Annotated in this window: 16 protein-coding genes and 1 riboswitch; of the genes, 9 read left to right on the forward strand and 7 right to left on the reverse strand. The window is 66.8% G+C overall.

The window, feature by feature from the left end:
• Nucleotides 1-27 precede the first annotated feature (27 nt).
• Nucleotides 28-223, forward strand: a riboswitch (cobalamin riboswitch).
• Between the two features lie 131 nt (nucleotides 224-354).
• Genes G7044_RS14435 through G7044_RS14450 form a run of 4 tightly spaced genes read left to right on the forward strand, consistent with a single transcriptional unit; the run spans nucleotide 355 to nucleotide 4698 of the window.
• On the forward strand, nucleotides 355-2223 hold the full coding sequence (locus G7044_RS14435) for a TonB-dependent receptor plug domain-containing protein (RefSeq protein WP_235931326.1): 1869 nt from the start codon (nucleotides 355-357) through the stop codon (nucleotides 2221-2223).
• Nucleotides 2217-2984 carry an ABC transporter substrate-binding protein gene (locus G7044_RS14440; protein ID WP_166330090.1) on the forward strand — a complete coding sequence of 256 codons (768 nt, stop codon included), beginning with the start codon at nucleotides 2217-2219 and terminating at the stop codon, nucleotides 2982-2984. The genes G7044_RS14435 and G7044_RS14440 overlap by 7 nt, the downstream gene beginning before the upstream one ends.
• Complete coding sequence (locus G7044_RS14445) at nucleotides 2981-3955, forward strand: FecCD family ABC transporter permease (protein ID WP_166330092.1); 975 nt, start codon at nucleotides 2981-2983, stop codon at nucleotides 3953-3955. The genes G7044_RS14440 and G7044_RS14445 overlap by 4 nt, the downstream gene beginning before the upstream one ends.
• Nucleotides 3952-4698 carry an ABC transporter ATP-binding protein gene (locus G7044_RS14450; RefSeq protein WP_166330214.1) on the forward strand — a complete coding sequence of 249 codons (747 nt, stop codon included), beginning with the start codon at nucleotides 3952-3954 and terminating at the stop codon, nucleotides 4696-4698. The genes G7044_RS14445 and G7044_RS14450 overlap by 4 nt, the downstream gene beginning before the upstream one ends.
• Nucleotides 4699-4744: 46 nt before the next feature.
• Here G7044_RS14450 and katG read toward each other — a convergent pair whose 3' ends face one another.
• Nucleotides 4745-6922 carry a catalase/peroxidase HPI gene (katG, locus tag G7044_RS14455; protein WP_166330094.1) on the reverse strand — a complete coding sequence of 726 codons (2178 nt, stop codon included), beginning with the start codon at nucleotides 6920-6922 and terminating at the stop codon, nucleotides 4745-4747.
• Nucleotides 6923-7063: 141 nt separating this feature from the next.
• Between katG and G7044_RS14460 the strand changes: the two genes are divergently transcribed.
• On the forward strand, nucleotides 7064-7975 hold the full coding sequence (locus G7044_RS14460; RefSeq protein WP_166330096.1) for a hydrogen peroxide-inducible genes activator: 912 nt from the start codon (nucleotides 7064-7066) through the stop codon (nucleotides 7973-7975).
• Nucleotides 7976-7978: 3 nt separating this feature from the next.
• On the opposite strand, the gene G7044_RS14465 is transcribed toward G7044_RS14460, so the two are convergent.
• From G7044_RS14465 to G7044_RS14490, 6 genes are all read right to left on the reverse strand, one after another.
• The gene (locus tag G7044_RS14465; RefSeq protein ID WP_166330098.1) at nucleotides 7979-8776 is read right to left on the reverse strand and encodes a siderophore-interacting protein; all 798 of its coding nucleotides are present in this window, start codon (nucleotides 8774-8776) and stop codon (nucleotides 7979-7981) included.
• Nucleotides 8777-8794: 18 nt separating this feature from the next.
• The gene (locus tag G7044_RS14470; protein ID WP_166330100.1) at nucleotides 8795-9535 is read right to left on the reverse strand and encodes an ABC transporter permease; all 741 of its coding nucleotides are present in this window, start codon (nucleotides 9533-9535) and stop codon (nucleotides 8795-8797) included.
• A complete protein-coding gene (locus G7044_RS14475; RefSeq protein ID WP_166330101.1) occupies nucleotides 9532-10497 on the reverse strand; it encodes an ABC transporter ATP-binding protein in 966 nt (321 codons plus the stop codon). The genes G7044_RS14470 and G7044_RS14475 overlap by 4 nt, the downstream gene beginning before the upstream one ends.
• The gene (locus G7044_RS14480; RefSeq protein ID WP_235931327.1) at nucleotides 10494-11627 is read right to left on the reverse strand and encodes an ABC transporter permease; all 1134 of its coding nucleotides are present in this window, start codon (nucleotides 11625-11627) and stop codon (nucleotides 10494-10496) included. Before G7044_RS14480 ends, G7044_RS14475 begins: the two co-directional genes overlap by 4 nt.
• 118 nt (nucleotides 11628-11745) lie before the next feature.
• Entirely contained in the window at nucleotides 11746-12654 is a 909-nt protein-coding gene (gene osmF, locus G7044_RS14485; RefSeq protein WP_166330104.1) for a glycine betaine ABC transporter substrate-binding protein OsmF, read from the reverse strand.
• Nucleotides 12651-14240: an aromatic amino acid lyase gene (locus tag G7044_RS14490; RefSeq protein WP_166330106.1), complete on the reverse strand. Its 1590-nt coding sequence runs from the start codon at nucleotides 14238-14240 to the stop codon at nucleotides 12651-12653. Before G7044_RS14490 ends, osmF begins: the two co-directional genes overlap by 4 nt.
• A gap of 205 nt (nucleotides 14241-14445) precedes the next feature.
• Here G7044_RS14490 and G7044_RS14495 point away from each other — a divergent pair, with 205 nt between their 5' ends.
• From G7044_RS14495 to G7044_RS14510, 4 genes are read left to right on the forward strand one after another with little or no spacing between them, the layout of a single operon-like run.
• The gene (locus tag G7044_RS14495; protein ID WP_166330108.1) at nucleotides 14446-15345 is read left to right on the forward strand and encodes a siderophore ABC transporter substrate-binding protein; all 900 of its coding nucleotides are present in this window, start codon (nucleotides 14446-14448) and stop codon (nucleotides 15343-15345) included.
• Nucleotides 15342-16298, forward strand: a complete 957-nt coding sequence (locus tag G7044_RS14500; RefSeq protein WP_328803861.1) for an ABC transporter permease — start codon at nucleotides 15342-15344, stop codon at nucleotides 16296-16298. Before G7044_RS14495 ends, G7044_RS14500 begins: the two co-directional genes overlap by 4 nt.
• Entirely contained in the window at nucleotides 16291-17301 is a 1011-nt protein-coding gene (locus G7044_RS14505; RefSeq protein WP_407947412.1) for an iron chelate uptake ABC transporter family permease subunit, read from the forward strand. Before G7044_RS14500 ends, G7044_RS14505 begins: the two co-directional genes overlap by 8 nt.
• Nucleotides 17298-18053, forward strand: a complete 756-nt coding sequence (locus tag G7044_RS14510) for an iron ABC transporter ATP-binding protein (RefSeq protein WP_166330110.1) — start codon at nucleotides 17298-17300, stop codon at nucleotides 18051-18053. Before G7044_RS14505 ends, G7044_RS14510 begins: the two co-directional genes overlap by 4 nt.
• The last annotated feature ends 91 nt before the right edge of the window (nucleotides 18054-18144 follow it).

Here is an 18144-nt window from a genome sequence, read left to right on the forward strand (position 1 = left end):
CATGCTTGACCCAGGCGGCAGGGACGCCCATTCAGGCGGCGCTCAGGTTCCGGCGGCATGCTGCCGGTGAAAAGGGAACACGGGAACGGCCCCCGCGCCGCAGCCCGGGCTGCCCCCGCAACTGTAAGCGGAGAGTGACGCCGATATGCCACTGGGAAACCGGGAAGGCCGGCCGAACCGCGACCCGCATAGCCAGGAGACCTGCCCGGGCGATCACCCTTTCCGCGGCGCGGGGCGCGCCACGGAGGCGGCATGATCCGCAGCGGTGACATTCTGCTGTGGGTGCAAGCCCGCAGGCTTCTGTTCACCGGGCCCCTTCACCCGAGGGTCATGCCCACAAGGAAAGACCTGTCGATGCGCATTTCATTGCTGCTGTCCGCCACCCTTCTGCCCGCCGCCGCTTTGGCGCAGGACGCCCCGATCCTGCTGGACCCGATCACCCTTTATGGCGGCCTGACCCCGATCGAGGCGCAGGCTTACGGTCGCGCCAATACCGTGCTGACCGCGCAGGATTTCCGCGAACGCGGCGTCAGCACTGTTGAGCAGGCGCTGCGCCAGGTGCCCGGCGTTTCGGTCGCCGCGTCCGGCGAAAGCAACGCCCAGATCCGCATCCGCGGGGCCGAGGGCAATCACACGCTGGTGCTGATCGACGGCGTGCGCGCCTCGGCCGGGGATCAGGAATATTTCCTGTCCGGCCTGTCCCTTGCCAATGTCGACCGGATCGAAGTGCTGCGCGGCCCGCAATCGGTGTTCTTCGGGGCGGATGCCTCGGCCGGGGTGGTCAATATCATCACCCACAAGGGCGGGGCGGGCACCGAAGCCAGCGCCACGGTCGAGGCCGGCGACGGCTGGGCCGCATCGGCCCATGTCAGCACCCGCGGCGAACGCGGCGGAATCGCGCTGAACGCTGCTGCACGCGAAGACGACGGCTATGACGTCTCGGCCGGCGATGGCGGCGATGATGACGGGCTGAACCGCGAATCGCTGCAACTTTCCGGCGATTATGCGCTGACCGACGACATCCGCGCCGGTGCCATGCTGCGCCGCGCAACCGAGGGTTACGACTTCGACGCCATCAATTTCGCCCCCACCAGCGCCCGCGACTATCTGGTCGACAGCAATGGCCATGCCGACCGCGAGGAAAAGGCCGGCCAGATCTGGCTGGAGGCCGACATGCTGGACGGCCGTCTCAGCAACCGTCTGTCCTATGACCAGACGCGCTATGAATTCGACGACCACCTATGGACGCAGGCCGAGGCCCGCACCGATATCTGGAAATTCCGCAGCATCTACGGCATCGACGGCCGCGTGGCCGAGGCCAGCCAGACCGTCGCCTTCGGGCTGGAGCAGCGGAAGGACGAAAACTCCATCGCCTCGGAAAAGCGGCGGCGGTCGAACTCGGCGGTGCTGGAATATCGCGGTGCCTTCGCCAATGGGCTGGATGTGCAATTCGGCCTGCGCCACGACAATAACGACGTTTTCAACGACGCAACCACCTGGTCGCTGGGCCTGTCCTATCAGATGCCGAACGCGCCGCTGCGGCTTCATGCCTCGGCCGGGACCGGCGTGGTCAATCCCGACTATTCCGAACTGTTCGGCGGCTGGGGCTATGTCGGCAATCCGAACCTGCGCCCCGAGGAAAATCGCGGCTTCGACATGGGCGTCGAGGCGACGCTGCTGGACGGTCGCGCCGTGGTCGACCTGACCTATTTCCACGAGGATCTGGAAGACGAGATCACTTTCTCCGGCACCACGCTGCCTGACGGCACCAACTATTACAATCAGGACGGTACCAGCAAACGCCGGGGCGTGGAAATCGCCGCCAGCCTGCAAGCCACCGACGACCTGCGTTTCGGGGCGAATTACACATATCTTCACGCCAAGGACCCCGACGGCAGTGTCGAGATCCGCCGCCCCCGCCACCAGCTTGGCCTGAACGCGGCCTGGACCTTCGCCGAGGGGCGCGGCACGCTCTCGGGTGATGTGATCTATGCCTCGGGGAGCTATGATGAAGAATTCTGGAATTACGATCCCGCAACCGGCGTGCCGAAGACGGAACTGCCAAGCTATACCGTCGTCAATGCGGCGGCGGGCTATGATCTGACCGACAAGGTGCGGCTGACGGGGCGCGTGGTGAACCTGTTCGACGAAGATTACAGCGATGTCTGGGGCTATTCAGCGCGGGGCCGGACGGCCTATGTGGGGCTGGCCGCAAAATGGTAAGACTGGCCGCCGCGCTTGTGATCACACTTGCAGGCGCGGCAGCCGCAGAACCGCAGCGGGTGGTGTCGGTGAACCTGTGCACCGATCAGCTTGCCATGCTGATCGCTGCGCCCGGCCAGCTGCAATCGGTGTCATGGCTGGCGGCGGATCCTTCCGTCTCGCTGATGCCCGATCAGGCCCGCAGCGTGGGTCTGAACCATGGCAGCGCCGAGGAGGTCTTTCTTCAGGATCCCGATCTGATCCTTGCCGGCACCTACTCGACCGGCCCGGCGACCGAGATGCTGCGCCGCCTTGGCATGCGGGTGGAAACCATGGCCCCCGCGACCTCGGTCGAGGATGTGCGCGCCGCCATCACCCGGATGGGCGCGCTGCTGGGCCAGCCCGCGCGTGCAGCAAAAGTGCTGGCGGATTTCGACGCGGATCTTGCCGCACTGCCGAAGGGCGCGCCGCGCAGGGCCACGACTTACGGCGCGAATGGCTATACCTCGGGGCCAGAAACGCTGTCCGGTGACGTAATGCGCCGCGCCGGGCTGGTGTTGCTGACCGAAGGCGCGGGCCAGATGGCGTTGGAGCAGCTGGTGATGGCCGCGCCCGAATTGATCGTGACCGGCAGCCGCTATCCCACGCCCTCGCGCGCCGAAAGTGTGCTGGACCACCCCGCCCTTGCCGCCATCCCGGCGGACCGCGCAACCGTGCCCGACCGGGACTGGATCTGCGGGTTGCCCGCCATCGTCGGCACCGCCGAAAGGCTGGCGCAATGAAGGTCCTGCTGCCGTTGAGCGCCCTGTGCGCTCTGCTGATGCTGGCCTCGCTGCTGATTGGACCGGCGGGGGCGGGTTTGGGTGGCAGCCTTGCTGCGCTGTGGTCGGGCGAGGGCGCGCTGGGTCTGGTGATGCGCGAAATCCGTGCCCCTCGGGCGGTGTTGGGCCTGCTGGTCGGCGCCTCGCTGGGGCTGTCGGGGGCGGCGATGCAGGGCTATCTGCGCAATCCGCTGGCCGAGCCGGGGCTGATCGGCGTGTCGGCATCTGCCGCGCTTGGCGCGGTGATCGCGCTGCAAACCGGCTTTGCGACGGCCTTCGTGCTGGCGCTGCCCATCGCGGCGCTGGCGGGCGCGGTGCTGGCGGTAGGGCTGATCCTGATCATGGCGGGGCCGGGCGGCGGATCACTGGCGCTGATCCTTGCCGGCGTGGCGATTTCGGCGCTGGCGGGGGCGCTGACCTCGCTGGTGCTGAACCTGTCGCCCAACCCCTTCGCCGCCAATGAAATCGTGTTCTGGATGATGGGCTCGCTGGCCGACCGATCATGGCTGCACGTCGCCATCGCCGCGCCCTTCATGGCGGCGGGCGCGGCGATGCTATGGGGGGCCGGGCGCGGCCTTGATGCGCTGACATTGGGCGAGGACGCCGCCGCATCGCTGGGCATCGACCTGCCCCGCCTGCGCCTGCGGCTGGTGCTGGGCGTGGCGGCGATGGTCGGCGCGGCAACCGCCGTTGCCGGGGCCATCGGCTTTGTCGGGCTGGTGGTGCCGCATCTGCTGCGCGGCGCGGTCGGCGCACGGCCGGGGCGGCTGCTGGCGGCATCCGCGCTTGGCGGCGCGGCGCTGGTGCTGGCCGCCGACATCGCCGTACGGCTGATCCTGCCGGGGCGCGACCTGAAGCTGGGCGTGGTCATGGCGCTGATCGGTGCGCCGGTCTTTCTGCATCTGATCTGGCGACAAAGGCGGGGGCGCTGATGCGGCTGGAATTGCAGGATCTGACCGTTCGGCGCGGCACGCGCGTGACCGTAGACAGGGCCAGCCTGTCGGCAGGCCCCGGCGAATTCATCGGGCTGATCGGCCCCAATGGCGCCGGCAAGACCAGCCTGATGCGGGCGGCGCTTGGCCTGATCGCGGCCAGCGGTTCTTCGTCCCTGACGGCACTGCCCCCCGCCCGCCGGGCACTTGCCGCCGCGTGGCTGCCCCAGACGCGCGAGGCCGCATGGCCCGTCACGGCCGAGGCACTGATCCGCCTTGGCCGCATTCCCCATGCCCGCCCCGATGCCGATCCCGCCCATATCGAGGCCGCAATGGCCCGCATGGGCATCACCCATCTGCGCGCGCGCCCGGTCACCGAACTGTCGGGCGGCGAACAGGCGCGCGTCCTCATCGCCCGCGCGCTGGCACAGGACACCCCGATCCTGATGGCGGACGAACCCATCGCCGGCCTCGACCCGGCCCATCAGATCGGCGCCATGGCCACATTCCGCACGCTGGCGGATGAGGGGCGGCTGGTCATCGCATCCCTGCACGACCTTGGCCTTGCGGCGCGCCATTGCACCCGGCTGGTACTGATGGATCAGGGCCGGATCGCCGCCGACGGCCCGCCCGCAAAGGTTCTGACCCCCGCGCTGCTGGCGCAGGTTTTCGGCGTACAGGGCTATTTCGCCGAGACCCCGGAGGGCCCGGTCTTTCAGCCCTTGCGTCTGACCGCGCCATGAAAAAGGGGCCGGTTTCCCGGCCCCCTGTTCCTCGCGACAAGTCGGATCAGGCGCGCAGATCGAAACGATCCGCGTCCATCACCTTTGCCCATGCGGCGACGAAATCGCGCACGAACTTTTCCTTGTTGTCGTCCTGGCCGTAAACCTCGGCATAGGCGCGCAGGATCGAGTTCGAGCCGAAGACCAGATCGGCGCTGGTAGCAGTCCATTTCACCGCACCGGTCTTGCGGTCGCGGATTTCATAGATGCCACCCTCGGCCGGGGCCCAGACGTTGCTCATATCGGTCAGGTTGACGAAGAAGTCGTTCGTCAGCGCGCCCTCGCGATCAGTGAAAACGCCGTGCTTGGTGCCGCCATGGTTGGTGCCCATGACCCGCATCCCCCCGATCAGCGCCGTCATTTCCGGCGCGGTCAGCCCCAGAAGCTGGGTGCGGTCCAGCAGCATTTCCTCGGGCGAGACGACATATTCCTGCTTCGCCCAGTTGCGATAGCCATCGGCCAGCGGCTCCAGCGGGTCAAAGCTTTCGGCGTCGGTCTGCGCGTCGCTGGCATCGCCGCGACCCGGCGAGAACGGCACATTGACCTCGACGCCCGCGGCCTTCGCCGCCTGCTCGACCCCCAGATTGCCGGCCAGCACGATCACATCCGCCAGCGAGGCCCCGCTGTCGGCCGCGATCGGTTCCAGCACCGACAGGACGCGGGCCAGACGTTCGGGCTCGTTGCCTTCCCAGTCCTTTTGCGGGGCCAGACGGATGCGCGCGCCATTGGCACCGCCCCGCATGTCGGATCCGCGATAGGTCCGCGCGCTGTCCCAGGCGGTCGAAACCATATCCGACAGCGAGAGGCCCGAGGCAGCAATCTTCGCCTTCACCGCTTCGACGTCATAGGCGGTACTGCCCGCCGGAACCGGGTCCTGCCAGATCAGTTCCTCGGCCGGGACATCGGGGCCGATATAGCGCGGCTTCGGCCCCATGTCGCGATGGGTCAGCTTGAACCAGGCGCGGGCGAAGGCGTCGCTGAAGGCGGCGGGATCCTTGTGGAACCGTTCCGCGATCTCGCGATAAATCGGATCGACCTTCATCGCCATGTCGGCATCGGTCATCATCGGATTAACCCGGATCGTCGGATCCTCGGCATCAACCGGCTTGTCTTCCTCGGCGATCGAGACCGGCTCGTACTGCCATGCTCCGGCGGGGCTTTTCTTCAGCTCCCACTCGTGGTTCAGCAGCATGTCGAAGAAGCCGTTATCCCATTTCGTCGGGTTGGTGGTCCATGCGCCTTCGATGCCGCTGACGACGGTGTTGCGGCCAATGCCGCGCTTGCCGGTCTTGTTCAGCCAGCCAAGGCCCTGATCGGCCAGATCGCCGGCTTCGGGGGCCGGGCTCAGATCCTCGGCGCGACCATTGCCGTGGGACTTGCCGATGGTGTGGCCACCAGCGGTCAGGGCCACGGTTTCCTCGTCATTCATGGCCATGCGGGCGAAAGTTTCGCGGATCTGCGCGGCGGTCTTCAGCGGGTCGGGCTTGCCGTTCACGCCTTCGGGGTTCACGTAGATCAGCCCCATCTGCACGGCGGCCAGCGGGTTTTCCATCGTCTCGGGCGCGTCGACATTGTCATAACGCGCATCCGACGGGGCCAGCCATTCCTTTTCGGCACCCCAATAGACGTCCTTTTCAGGCGCCCAGATATCTTCGCGGCCAAAGGCGAAGCCAAACGTCTTCAGGCCCGCCACCTCATAAGCGATGGTCCCCGACAGTGCGATCAGGTCAGCCCAGCTGATCTTGTTGCCGTATTTCTTCTTGATCGGCCACAGCAGGCGGCGGCCCTTGTCGGTGTTGGCGTTGTCCGGCCAGCTGTTCAGCGGCGCGAAACGCTGGTTGCCGGTGCCAGCACCACCGCGGCCATCGGCCAGGCGATACGACCCGGCCGCGTGCCATGCCACCCGTGCGAACATGCCAACATAGCTGCCCCAGTCGGCCGGCCACCAGTCCTGGCTGTCATTCATCAGCGCGCGCAGATCGGCCTTCAGCGCCTCGACATCCAGCGACTTCACCGCGGCGCGATAATCGAAGTCGGGACCCATCGGGTTGGTCTTGCTGTCATGCTGGCTGAGAATGTCCAGATTCAGCGTTTTCGGCCACCAGCTGGTAACCGATTCGCCTGCCTCGGTGTTGCCACCATGCATGACCGGGCATTTGCCGCCCGAAACATTGTTTCCGTCCATTTTCATCTCCTGGCTGGCTGGTGCGGGCCGAAAATGCGGCCCGACCGGCGCGGCTTGCGCCATTTCGTTCGGCGCGCAGACTAGCAGGACAGAACAATAATGAATAATTGCATTTTCTTACGGATACGATAAGCTCCGCTGATGCAATCCTTGACCATGAAGCAGCTGCGTTATTTCGAGGCTCTGGCCCGCACCGGCCAGTTCGGCCGCGCGGCCGAAGATTGCGCGATCACCCAGCCTGCACTGTCCATGCAGATCAAGGAACTGGAAATTCTGGTCGGCGCGCCGCTGGTTGAACGCGGCGCGCGGCAAGTGCGTCTGACCGCGCTTGGCCAGCAATTCGCCGCCCGCGCCCGCGACATCCTGCGCGCCGTTGATGAGCTGGGCGAACTGGCCCGCGCCGATGGCGAAACCCTGTCCGGCCCCTTGCGCATCGGTGTGATCCCGACGGTGGCCCCCTATCTGCTGCCGCGCCTGATCCAGTCCCTGCAACGCCAGTTCCCCGGCCTCGACCCGCAACCGCGCGAAACGGTGACACAGCGCCTGATCGAGGACCTGCTGGAATCGCGGCTGGACATCGCCATCGTGGCCTTGCCGGTGTCTGAACCGGCGCTTGTGGAAACCGCGCTGTTCGACGAGGAATTCGTACTGGTCCGCCCGCTGGCCGATGCCGACAGGCCGGTACCCAATGCCGAAGGCCTGCAACAGATGCGCCTGCTGCTGCTGGAGGAAGGCCATTGCTTCCGCGATCAGGCCCTGTCCTTCTGCAAGCTGCCCGCACCCGCCCGCGGGCTGATGGAGGGCAGTTCGCTGTCAACGCTGGTCCAGATGGTCGGCGCCGGGATCGGCGTCACCCTGATCCCCGAAATGGCGGTCGAGGTCGAAACCCGGATGGCCGGCGTCGCCGTGGCGCGGCTTCCGGTTCCACGCCCCAGCCGCACCATCGGCATGGTCTGGCGCAAGTCGAACCCGCTGGCCGACCGCTTCGCCCAGATCGCCCAGATCGTCCGCGAGATCGGCCAGACCCCGGTCCAGCCGATGCTGCGGAATTAGGGCTCAGTCTTCCCCGGCCGCCTGCCCCAGCGTCCAGTAATTCGACAGATCGACCTGATCCGGGTCCAGATCGGCCCCGTCCAGATGCGCGCGAAGCGCCGTAATGGCCGCCCGCTCGCCCCCCGCCCAGATATAGGTGCCGCGCGGCGGGACGCTGGGGATCAGCCGGGTCATCGCCTCGGCATCGGTCTCGTCATAGGGGTGCCACTGGATCTGCGCCGCCTTCGGTGCCGTCAGCGGGATCTGCGCGTCGGGCGATCCGATCAGGATATGGGCGGTGACGGCGGCATCTTCGGGCAACATTTCCAGCCAGTTGGCGATGGCCGGCAGCGCGGTTTCGTCGCCGATCAGCAGATAGCTGTCGGCCTGCGGCAGCAAGACCGATACGCGCGGCCCGCCCAAGTGCAACTGCTGCCCCACCTGCACCTGCGCGGCCCAGCCCCCCGCAGGTCCATGGCCATGCAGCACAAAGTCGATATGCAACTGGCCCGAGGCCGGATCGAAGCCGCGCGGCGTATATTCGCGCGACACCACCGGCGGATCCTGCGGCCAATGCAGCCGGCCATCGCCCTGCACCGGCAGGCTCAGCACACCAGTGTCAGGGTCGCGCAAGAACAGCTTGATGTGATCGTCGGGGCCGGGGCTTTCAAAGCCGGGATGGCTGCGGCCATCGGCTTCGAAGGCAGACAGCTGCGGCCCGGCCAGCGTCACGCGGCGCATCCGGGGCGACAGATCGGTGACGGCCACCACTTCCAGCGCGCGCAAGGTGATGGGAAAACGGCGTTTTTCGGGGGCAGTCATCAATCTCTCCGCAGATAATCAGCCTTGCGCCAATCCGATGCGGCGCGACAGACGGCCTTCAAGGGCCTGGAAGCCCTCATAGATGAGAATTGCCAGAAGGCCCACAACCAGACCGCCCTGAACGACGAATGCAGTGTTAGAGGATAAAAGCCCCGCGATAATGACCTCGCCCAAGGTTTTCGCCGCAACGGTGGACCCGATGGTCGCCGTGGCAAGCGAGATCACCGCCGACAGCCGCACGCCCGCAAGGATCAAGGGCATCGCCAACGGCAACTCGACCTGCCACAGGCGCTGACGCGGGGTCATGCCCATGGCGCGGGCGGCCTCGGTCACCTCGGGGCGTTGGTTGGTCAGCCCGGTCAGCGTGTTTTCGAAGATCGGCAGCAGTCCATACAGAAACAGCGCCACCAGCGTCGGCCCGGCACCGAAGCCCATCATCGGCACCGCCAGCGCCAGCACCGCGACCGGCGGAAAGGTTTGCCCGACCGACGTGACCGTCCGCGCCAATGGCAGAAATTCGCGCCCCGCAGGCCGGGTGACCAGCACCCCCAGCGCCACCGCCACCAGCGTTGAGGCCGCCACCGCCAGCGCCACCAATCCCAGATGCGACAAGGTCAGGCTCAGCAGGCTGGTCTGGGTATAGATCGCGGGGGCGTTGTTCTTCGTCAGCGGCTGGAACAGCCCGGCAAAACTGTCGGGGCTGATCAGAAACGCCAGCAGGAACAGCACCGCCAGCCCCAGAAGCAGCCGCGCGATCATCGGGCAGGACTTCCGGCAGAGGCCCGCGCCGCAGACCCGATGTCGGCGCCGGCGGCACGTTCGCGCAGGGCGGCCAGCGTGACCACGCCACCGCCATCGACCGGCAGGCGATCGCGCCCGGTCCACAGGCAATCGGCAAGGGCGTCGCGAAGGCTCGCCTCGGCCGAGATGGGCGCCCCCGGCGCCTCGCCCGGCTGGACCAGATCGGCCACGCGCGACAGTGACAGCAGGCGGAATGGCCGCTCACCCGTGCCGATCAGCTCTTGCACGAAGGGGGTTGCGGGGCGGGTCAGGATCTCGGCCGGGGGGGCATATTGCAGCAGCCGCCCCTTATCCATGACCGCGATCCGGTCGCCAAGTGCGACGGCCTCCTCCATGTCATGGGTGACGATCACCAGCGTGGTGCCCAACCTGCGTTGCAGGGCGCGCAGATCCTCCTGCGCCTTGGCGCGGATCACCGGATCCAGCGCGCCAAAGGGTTCGTCCATCAGCAACAGTTCGGGCCGCGCCGCCAGCGCTCGGGCAACGCCGACGCGCTGCTGTTGGCCGCCGGACAATTCATGCGGCATGCGGTCGCGGAACTGGGTGGGGTCCAACTGGAACATCGCCAGCAGCTCATCAACGCGGGCGCGGATCTCGGCCTCGGGCCAGTTCAGCAGGCGCGGCACGGTGGCGATGTTCTGCGCAACGGTGCGATGCGGAAACAGCCCGTGGCCCTGAATGGCATAGCCGATACGCCGACGCAGCAGATAGGGCGCGATCGCGGCGGTGTCCTGCCCGTCGATCAGCACCCGGCCGGCACTGGGTTCGACCAGCCGATTAATCATCCGCAACAGTGTCGTCTTGCCAGAGCCTGAGGTGCCGACAAGCGCCGCGATCTGCCCGGTTTCCACCGTCAGGCTGACATCGTCGACCACGGTATTGCCGTCATAGCGCTTGGTCAGGTTCTGGATCTCGATCATGCGTCGGTCCTTTCGGTTCGGGCGGGCTCCAGCGTCTCGACCAGCAGATCAAGCGCGATGCCGGCAACCAGCGCCAGTGCAATGGTCGGCAGCGCGCCCAGCAAGACGAGGTCCATCGCCGTCTGGTTCAGGCCCTGAAAGACAAAGGTGCCAAAGCCGCCGCCGCCGATCAGCCCGGCGATCACGGCAAGGCCGATATTCTGCACCAGCACGATCCGCACTGCGGTGAGGATCACCGGAAGCGCCAGCGGGAACAGCACGCCGCGCAGCACCTGGCCTTCGGTCATGCCCAGCCCGTAAGCCGCATCGCGCGCCGCCGCAGGCACCCCGCGCAAGCCCACCAGCGTGTTCGACACCACCGGCAGCAGCGAATACAGAAACAGCGCTACCAGCGCCGGAAAGATGCCGATCCCGGCGATCCCCAGCTCGGCGGCACCGGGCAGGTTCGCCGCGATCCAGCCGAAGATCGGGATCATGATCCCGAACAGCGCCAGCGACGGGATCGTTTGCAGGATGTTCAGCACGCCCAGCACCGCCCGGCGCAGGCGCGGCAGCAGGTAGATGCCGGTGCCGATGGGCAGCCCGACCAGCAGCGCGCCCCCCAACGAGCCGAAGGCCAGCACCAGATGCCGCCCGGCCTCGCGCCAGAACAGGTCCTTGCGGGCCTCGTATTCGCGCATGACCGACACGCCGTCCAGCCAGCCCGACCACAGCACCCCGCCAATCACCACGATCGCTGCCGCCAGCAGCAGCCAGCGCCGCGCAAGGGTCAGCCGCAGCCGCGACAGCGCATCGGTGGCCATCAGCGCAAAAGCCAGCAGCAGCAGCCAGAACCCCGCTGCTGGCGCGACCCGCGCCATGGTGTTGCCTTCCGGCGTCAGAAACCGGGCGGCCGCACCCAGCGCCAGCAGCACCGCCACCACGCCGCCAGCGCCAAGCGCCAGCCGCAGCGTCATTGGCAACCGGCCAGAGATGCCCGCGATCAGCGCCAATGCCAGCAGGGCCATCGCCCCCCAGCCAAGCGGACCGATCGCCGCGCCCAGCAAAACGCCCTCGCCCAGCACGATGCGGTTGGCCTTGAACTGCACCAGCGGCAGCGCCAGCCCCGCAACGCCGATCAAGGCGAACAAAAGCCCCGGCCGGCTAAGTGGCCGGGACGCGGGCCGCGCAGATGGGATCGGCATATCGGTCATCGTGTCGCGATCAGCGAAACGCGCGGGCGGCGCGCAGCACGCCGCCCCGCCGGCATCACTTCAGGATGCCCTTCTGGGTCAGGTAGTCCTTGGCGACCGCATTGGCGGGCTCACCGCCGACCTGGATACGACCGTTCAGCTCCTGCAGGGTGACCAGATCCAGGCCCTCGAAAATCGGGTTCAGCACCTCGGCGATCTGGGGGTGTTCGGCCAGCACCTCATCACGGACGACGGCGGCGGGCTGATAGACCGGCTCGACCGCCTTGTCGTCTTCCATCACCACCAGACCAGCGGGCGCGATGCCGCCATCGGTGCCGTACACCATGGCCGCGTTCACGCCCGAGGTCTGCTGCGCCGCCGCCGCGATGGTCGCCGCCGTGTCACCGCCGGACAGCTGCACCAGCTGATCCGGCGTCAGTTCAAAGCCGTAGGTCGACTGAAATGCCGGCAGCGCGGCGGGCGAGGTCACGAACTCGGTCGAGGCGGCCAGCTTCACCTCGCCGCCATCGGCCACATATTTGCCGAAATCCGACATGGTTTTCAGGCTGCCGCCATCGGCCATGTCCTGCCGCACGGCAATGGCCCATGTATTGTTGGCGGGCGAAGGCGCCAGCCATGTCAGCCCGGCGGGCTTGTCCAGTTCGGCCGCGCGGGCATAGCCTTCGGCGGCGTTTTTCCAGACGGGACTGTCGGCCTCATTATGAAAGAACGCCGCGTTGCCGGTATATTCCGGGTAGATGTCGATCTGGCCCGAGGTCAGCGCGTCACGCACGATCGGCGTGCCGCCCAGTTGCAGCTTGTCCTGCACCGGCAGACCGGCATTTTGCAGCGCCAGGAAAATGATGTTGCCCAGCAGGCCGCCTTCGGTGTCGATCTTCGAGGAGACAACGATATCCTTGGCAGAGGCGGCACCAGCGGCCAGCCCGATCAGGGCGGCGGCGGCCAGGGTAGTGATGCGCGTCATAGCATTTGCTCCTGTTGCGGTAGCGTTGCGGCATTGCGTTCAAGTTCCGATCCCGGCGCAATCCCCAGAATGTCATCAAATGGCGAGAACGGCGCAAGATCAAGCAAATCCGCCTGCAAACCGGGCTGGCACAGTGCTTCCCTGATCGCCGTGATCCCCGCCGATTGCGGAATATCCCGCGTCAACGTCGGGACATGCTTTCGGGTTTCGCCGTAAAGGCGTGCGACCACACCCGGCGCCGGTGTCGCGCCGCACAGATCCAGCGCCTGCGCCGACAGGATCGCCTCGACCGCCTGCAGCCAGTCGAGCGCATCCAGTTGTTCGGCCAGCCGCCACGCGGTTAGCGATATGAATGCGGCCTCATCCTCCAATCCGGCGGCAACAGCTTGATTCAGGACAGAAACCGGAGCCGAGGCGTCCGTGACCCGCACAACCTGTTCCAGCGCCAGCTTCATGATCGGGCCATAGCCGGTCGCGATCACGCCGGGCGGCACCAGATTGACGGGCAGCCCGTCCAGTTGGCCATTCACCATCAGCAGGCAACGGTTGAACGCATTGCGCGCCAGATGCGCCAGCGCAAGCTGGACTGACGACAGCCGCATCGACAGCGACAAAAGCAGGCTTCCGCCCGAGGTGACGACACGCCCCGCGACGACGATGGGGTTATCGTCGACATGCGCCGTTTCGGCGCGAACGGCATTGCCAGCTTCCAGTAAGGCATTGGCCGAGGCCCCGAAAATCTGCGCGATCATGCGGGCCGAAAGCGGGTCATGAACACGCTGCGAGACCGGCCAGTCACAGCCGGCGGAATTGGTCGTCAGCCAGCGCGCGACCCAGCGTTCTTGCGGCAGGCCGTTATATTCGGCGGCCAGCCAGACATCGCGGTTCTGACCCATCGCCTGCGCCGCTGTCAGCGCCAGTGCCATCTCGCGGCGCAGGGTGCGGCCGGCGCGGATGATGTACAGCGCGGCTTTTGCCAGCCCGAATGAATTCGTGGCAACTGCCGCCAGCCCTTCGCGCGGCTGCATCGTATAGGGGGCCATCCCGGCTTGCGCGAAAGCCTCGGCGGCGGGCATCGCGCGCCCCTTCAGCCGCGCCATCCCCTCGCCCGCCATGACGGTGGCCAATTGCCCCATCTGGCCCAGATCGGCTGCCCCCGCAGTTCCCCGCACATTCATCACCGGCATCAGGTCGCGGTCCAGCATCTGTTGCAGAAAGCGCACGAAACCGACCGTGACCCCGACCTGCCCGGTCAGCAGCGAGTTCAGCCGCAGCACCATCGTCAGCCGCACGATCCCCGCGTGCACCTCTTCGCCGACGGCGACCTGATGGGCAAATGGCAGCGAGCGGGTGTATTCCAGCATCTCGCGCCCTTGCTGTTCAACGTCCTTCAGCGCACCGACGCCCGTGGTCGAGCCATAGATTCGCTGCCCATCCTTCAGCGCCGCAAGAAAACTGTCGCGCCCCGCCTGCACGCGATCAATCGCGGCGTCTGAAATGGTGATCCGCCCTTCGCCCGCAGCGATCCGCGACAGCGTCGCAAGGTCGATTTCCGCCCCATCCAGGACGATCTGGTCAGCACTCACATTTGCCTCGTAAGAATTTGCGCCATGTTGGCGCGCCCGGCCGAGCTGTCAACCAGTGCGGCACGCCGCAATATCACACGATCCTGACACAGGTAATATCACAGAAATTTACTCGGACACTGGACCACCCGGCGGCGCGGGTCTAGAACCGGCCCGTCGCGTGAAGCCAGCGCCCAGCCACACGCAAACCGCAAAAGGAAACGCCATGCGCCGTTTTGCCGTCTCATTGCTTGCCGCCGCCTCGATGGTGACCGCTGCCCTCGCCGAGGAGGTCGCGATCACCACCGCACAGGGCGAGGTGACCGTCAACGCACCGCCCGCGAAGGTCGTGGCCTTCGACGTCGCCGCCATCGACACGCTGACCGCTTTGCAGGTGCCGCTGGCGGGCGTGCCGGACAATCTTTACATCCCGGCGCTGAAGAACAATCCGGCGCTGAAGGTGGACACCGTCGGCACCCTGTTCGAACCCGATCTGGAAAAGCTGGCCGGGCTGGCGCCTGATCTGATCGTGGTCGGCAGCCGCTCGGCCGCGCAGAAGGGCGCGGTGGAACAGGTTTCGCCAACGATCGACATGACCATCGGCCCGGACATGATCCCCGAGGCAGAGGCCCGTCTGGCCGCCTATGGCACCCTGTTCGACAAAACCGCCGAGGCAGACGCCCTGAAAGCCGCGCTGGATGAAAAGCTGGCCACGCTGAAGACCGCCGCCGAAGGCAAGGGCACGGCGCTGATCGTGATGACCAACGGACCGAAGCTGGCGGCCTATGGCACCGGCTCGCGCTTTGGCTGGCTGCATGACCAGACCGGGCTGCCCCCCGCCATCGCCGATCTGAACGCAGAGGAAGGTCATGGCAACGTCCTGACGCACGAAGCCATCGCCCAGGCCAACCCTGACTGGCTGCTGGTGCTGGATCGCGGCGCCGCCGTGGGCGAAGACGGCCAAAGCGCCGAGGCGACCCTGAAATCGCCGCTGGTCGAGGGCACAAATGCCTGGAAAAACGGCAATGTCGTCTATCTGCCCGCGGCAGAGCTGTATATCGGCGGCGGCGGCTATGGCTCGTTGGTCGCTGTGGTCGACACCCTGACCGAGGCGCTGTCGAAGTGAAACACCCGCTCGGCGTGACGGTGGCGGCCCTGGTGCCGCTGACGCTGGCCAGTCTGATGACCGGGGCCGCCAGCATCGACGTCTTCGCCGCGCCGAGCGACCCATGGGCCATGCTGGTCCTGATGGAATCGCGCCTGCCGCGTACGCTTGCGGTGCTGCTGACCGGCGCGGCGCTTGGCGTCGCGGGTATGCTGTTGCAGGCGTTGGTGCGCAACCGTTTCGTCGGCCCCGACACCGTCGGCACCGGCGAAAGCGCGGCACTCGGCCTGCTGGCGATCACGCTGCTGGCACCCGCCGCGCCGATCTGGCTGAAGATCCTGACCGCCGCCGCCGCCGCCATGGCCGGCACGGCGCTGTTCGTCGCGGTGATCCGCCGCCTGCCCCCGCGCGAGGTCATGCTGGTCCCGATCACCGGCATCGTGCTGGCCGGGGTGATCGGATCCATCGTGACCTATATCGCCTGGCAGACCGACCTGATCCAGCTGATCACCACCTGGCTGATGACGGGCGAGTTTTCCGGCGTCATCGCCGGACGCTATGAGGTGCTGTGGATCGCCGGGGCGGCAGCCGGGCTGGCATGGTTTGCCGCCGACCGCTTCGCCATTCTGGGTCTGGGCGAGGAGGTTGCGACGGGGCTTGGCCTCGGCACAAAGGGCATCATGCGGCTGGGCTTGGCGGTGGTGTCGCTGGTCACCGCGATGGTCGTCACCACGGTCGGCATGATCCCCTTTATCGGGCTGGTGGTGCCCAACATCATCTCGCGGATCATGGGCGACAATCTGCGCCAGTCGCTGCCCATGGTCGCCGCCGCCGGTGCGGCGCTGCTGATGGCCTGCGACCTGATCGGGCGGCTGGTGCGTTACCCGTTCGAGATTCCCGTCGGCACCATCATGGGCTTTGTCGGCGCCGGTATCTTCCTGATCCTTCTGTATCGCAAGCCCGCCCATGGCTGACACGGCGCTGCATCTGACCGCGATGCCCGCAGGCCGCCGCAAGACGCGGATGCTGCTGGCGCTGTCGGTCCTGCTGGCGGCAGCTTCGGCGCTGTGGCTGTTTCAGGGTCTGGGCGAGGGCAACCGCGCCTTCATCCTGCAATTGCGCGCGGTCAAGCTGGGCGCGCTGCTTGTGGTGGCGGCGGCGGTGGCTGTGTCCACGATGCTGTTTCAGACGGTAGCGGCAAACCGGGTGCTGACGCCGTCGATCATGGGCTTCGATTCGCTGTATGTGCTGCTTCAGACAGCCATGGTCGCCGGGCTGGGTGTCGCAGGATTTGCTGCGATCCCGCAGCTGACGAAATTCCTGGCCGAGCTGGTGCTGATGTGCGGCCTTGCGGTGCTGCTGTTCGGCACGCTGCTGGGGCGCGGAACCCGCGACATTGGCCGGACCATCCTGACCGGGGTGATCCTGGGTATCATGTTCCGATCTGCCGCCGGCCTGCTGGCGCGGCTGATCGACCCCAATGAATATGCCGTGGTGCAGGCTGCCAGCACCGTCAGCTTTACCCGCGCCGACCCGGTGCTGCTTCCGATCGGGGCCGGGTTGACGGCGGCGGCGATCGGCGTCGCGCTGTGGCTGGCGCCGCGGCTGGATGTGCTGGCACTTGGCCGCGATACCGCCGTGTCGCTGGGGCTGCGCCATGGCCGCATGGTGGTGGTGACACTGGCGCTGGTGGCGCTGCTGGTATCCGTCGCAACGGCGCTGGTAGGGCCCCTGTCTGTCTTCGGCTCACCCGCGTTTTTCGGGCTGGTTATCGCCGGTCTGGCCCATGCGCTGGCGCGCAGCCATCGCCATGACGTGCTGCTGCCCGCGGCGGTGCTGATCGCGGCGAATATCCTTGTGATCGGACAAATGGTGTTCGAGCGCCTGCTGGGCCAGCAGGCGGCGCTGTCGGTGGTGATCGAGTTCGCCGGCGGGCTGTTCTTCCTGTATCTTCTGTTGAAGGGTCGCATCCGATGATCCAGCTGTCCGGCATCAGTCACCGCATCGGCGGCGCTCCGATCCTGAACGACATCACGGCCGAGCTGCCGCGCGGCAAGCTGACCGCACTGATCGGGCCGAATGGCGCGGGCAAGTCCACCCTGCTGCGCCTGATCGGCCGGTTGGAGCCGTTGCAGCAGGGCAGTATCCACATCGACGAGATGGACCTGACGCGGACGCCCTCGGTCGATCTGGCGCGACGGCTGGCGGTGTTGGGCCAGCAGACCCAGATCGCCAGCCGGCTGCGCCTGTCGGATCTGGTCGCCTTCGGCCGCTGGCCCCATCATCAGGGCCGCGCCACCGCGCGCGACCGCAAGATTACCGCTGAGGCACTGGAAACATTCGGACTGGGTGATCTGTCGCACCGCTTTCTGGACGAAGTATCGGGCGGGCAGGCGCAGCGGGCCTATCTGGCGATGACCTTCGCGCAGGATACCGACTGGTTACTGCTGGACGAGCCGCTGAACAATCTGGACATGTCACATGCCCGCGGGCTGATGTCGCGGCTGTCCGGGCTGGTCGGCAGCGCCGGCAAAAGCGTGGTGGTGGTGGTTCACGAGGTGAATTATGCCGCCGCCTGGGCCGATCACATCGTGGCGCTGAAGGATGGCCGCATCGCCGCCACCGGTACCCCAGACGAGGTTTTGAACGCAGGCACCCTCAGCGCGCTTTACGACACCGAGATCGAGGTTGCCCGCCATCAGGGCCGCCCCCTTGTGCTGCATCACTAAGGGCCGCCGCGCGCGCTTTGAGGGCCGAAGCTAGGGGCGGGATCGGACGGCTCGACTGGACGCTGGGGCCAGCGTTTATTAACTGCAAGAT

Source organism: Paracoccus xiamenensis, assembly GCF_011308835.1.
Taxonomy (GTDB): Bacteria; Pseudomonadota; Alphaproteobacteria; order Rhodobacterales; family Rhodobacteraceae; genus Paracoccus; species Paracoccus xiamenensis.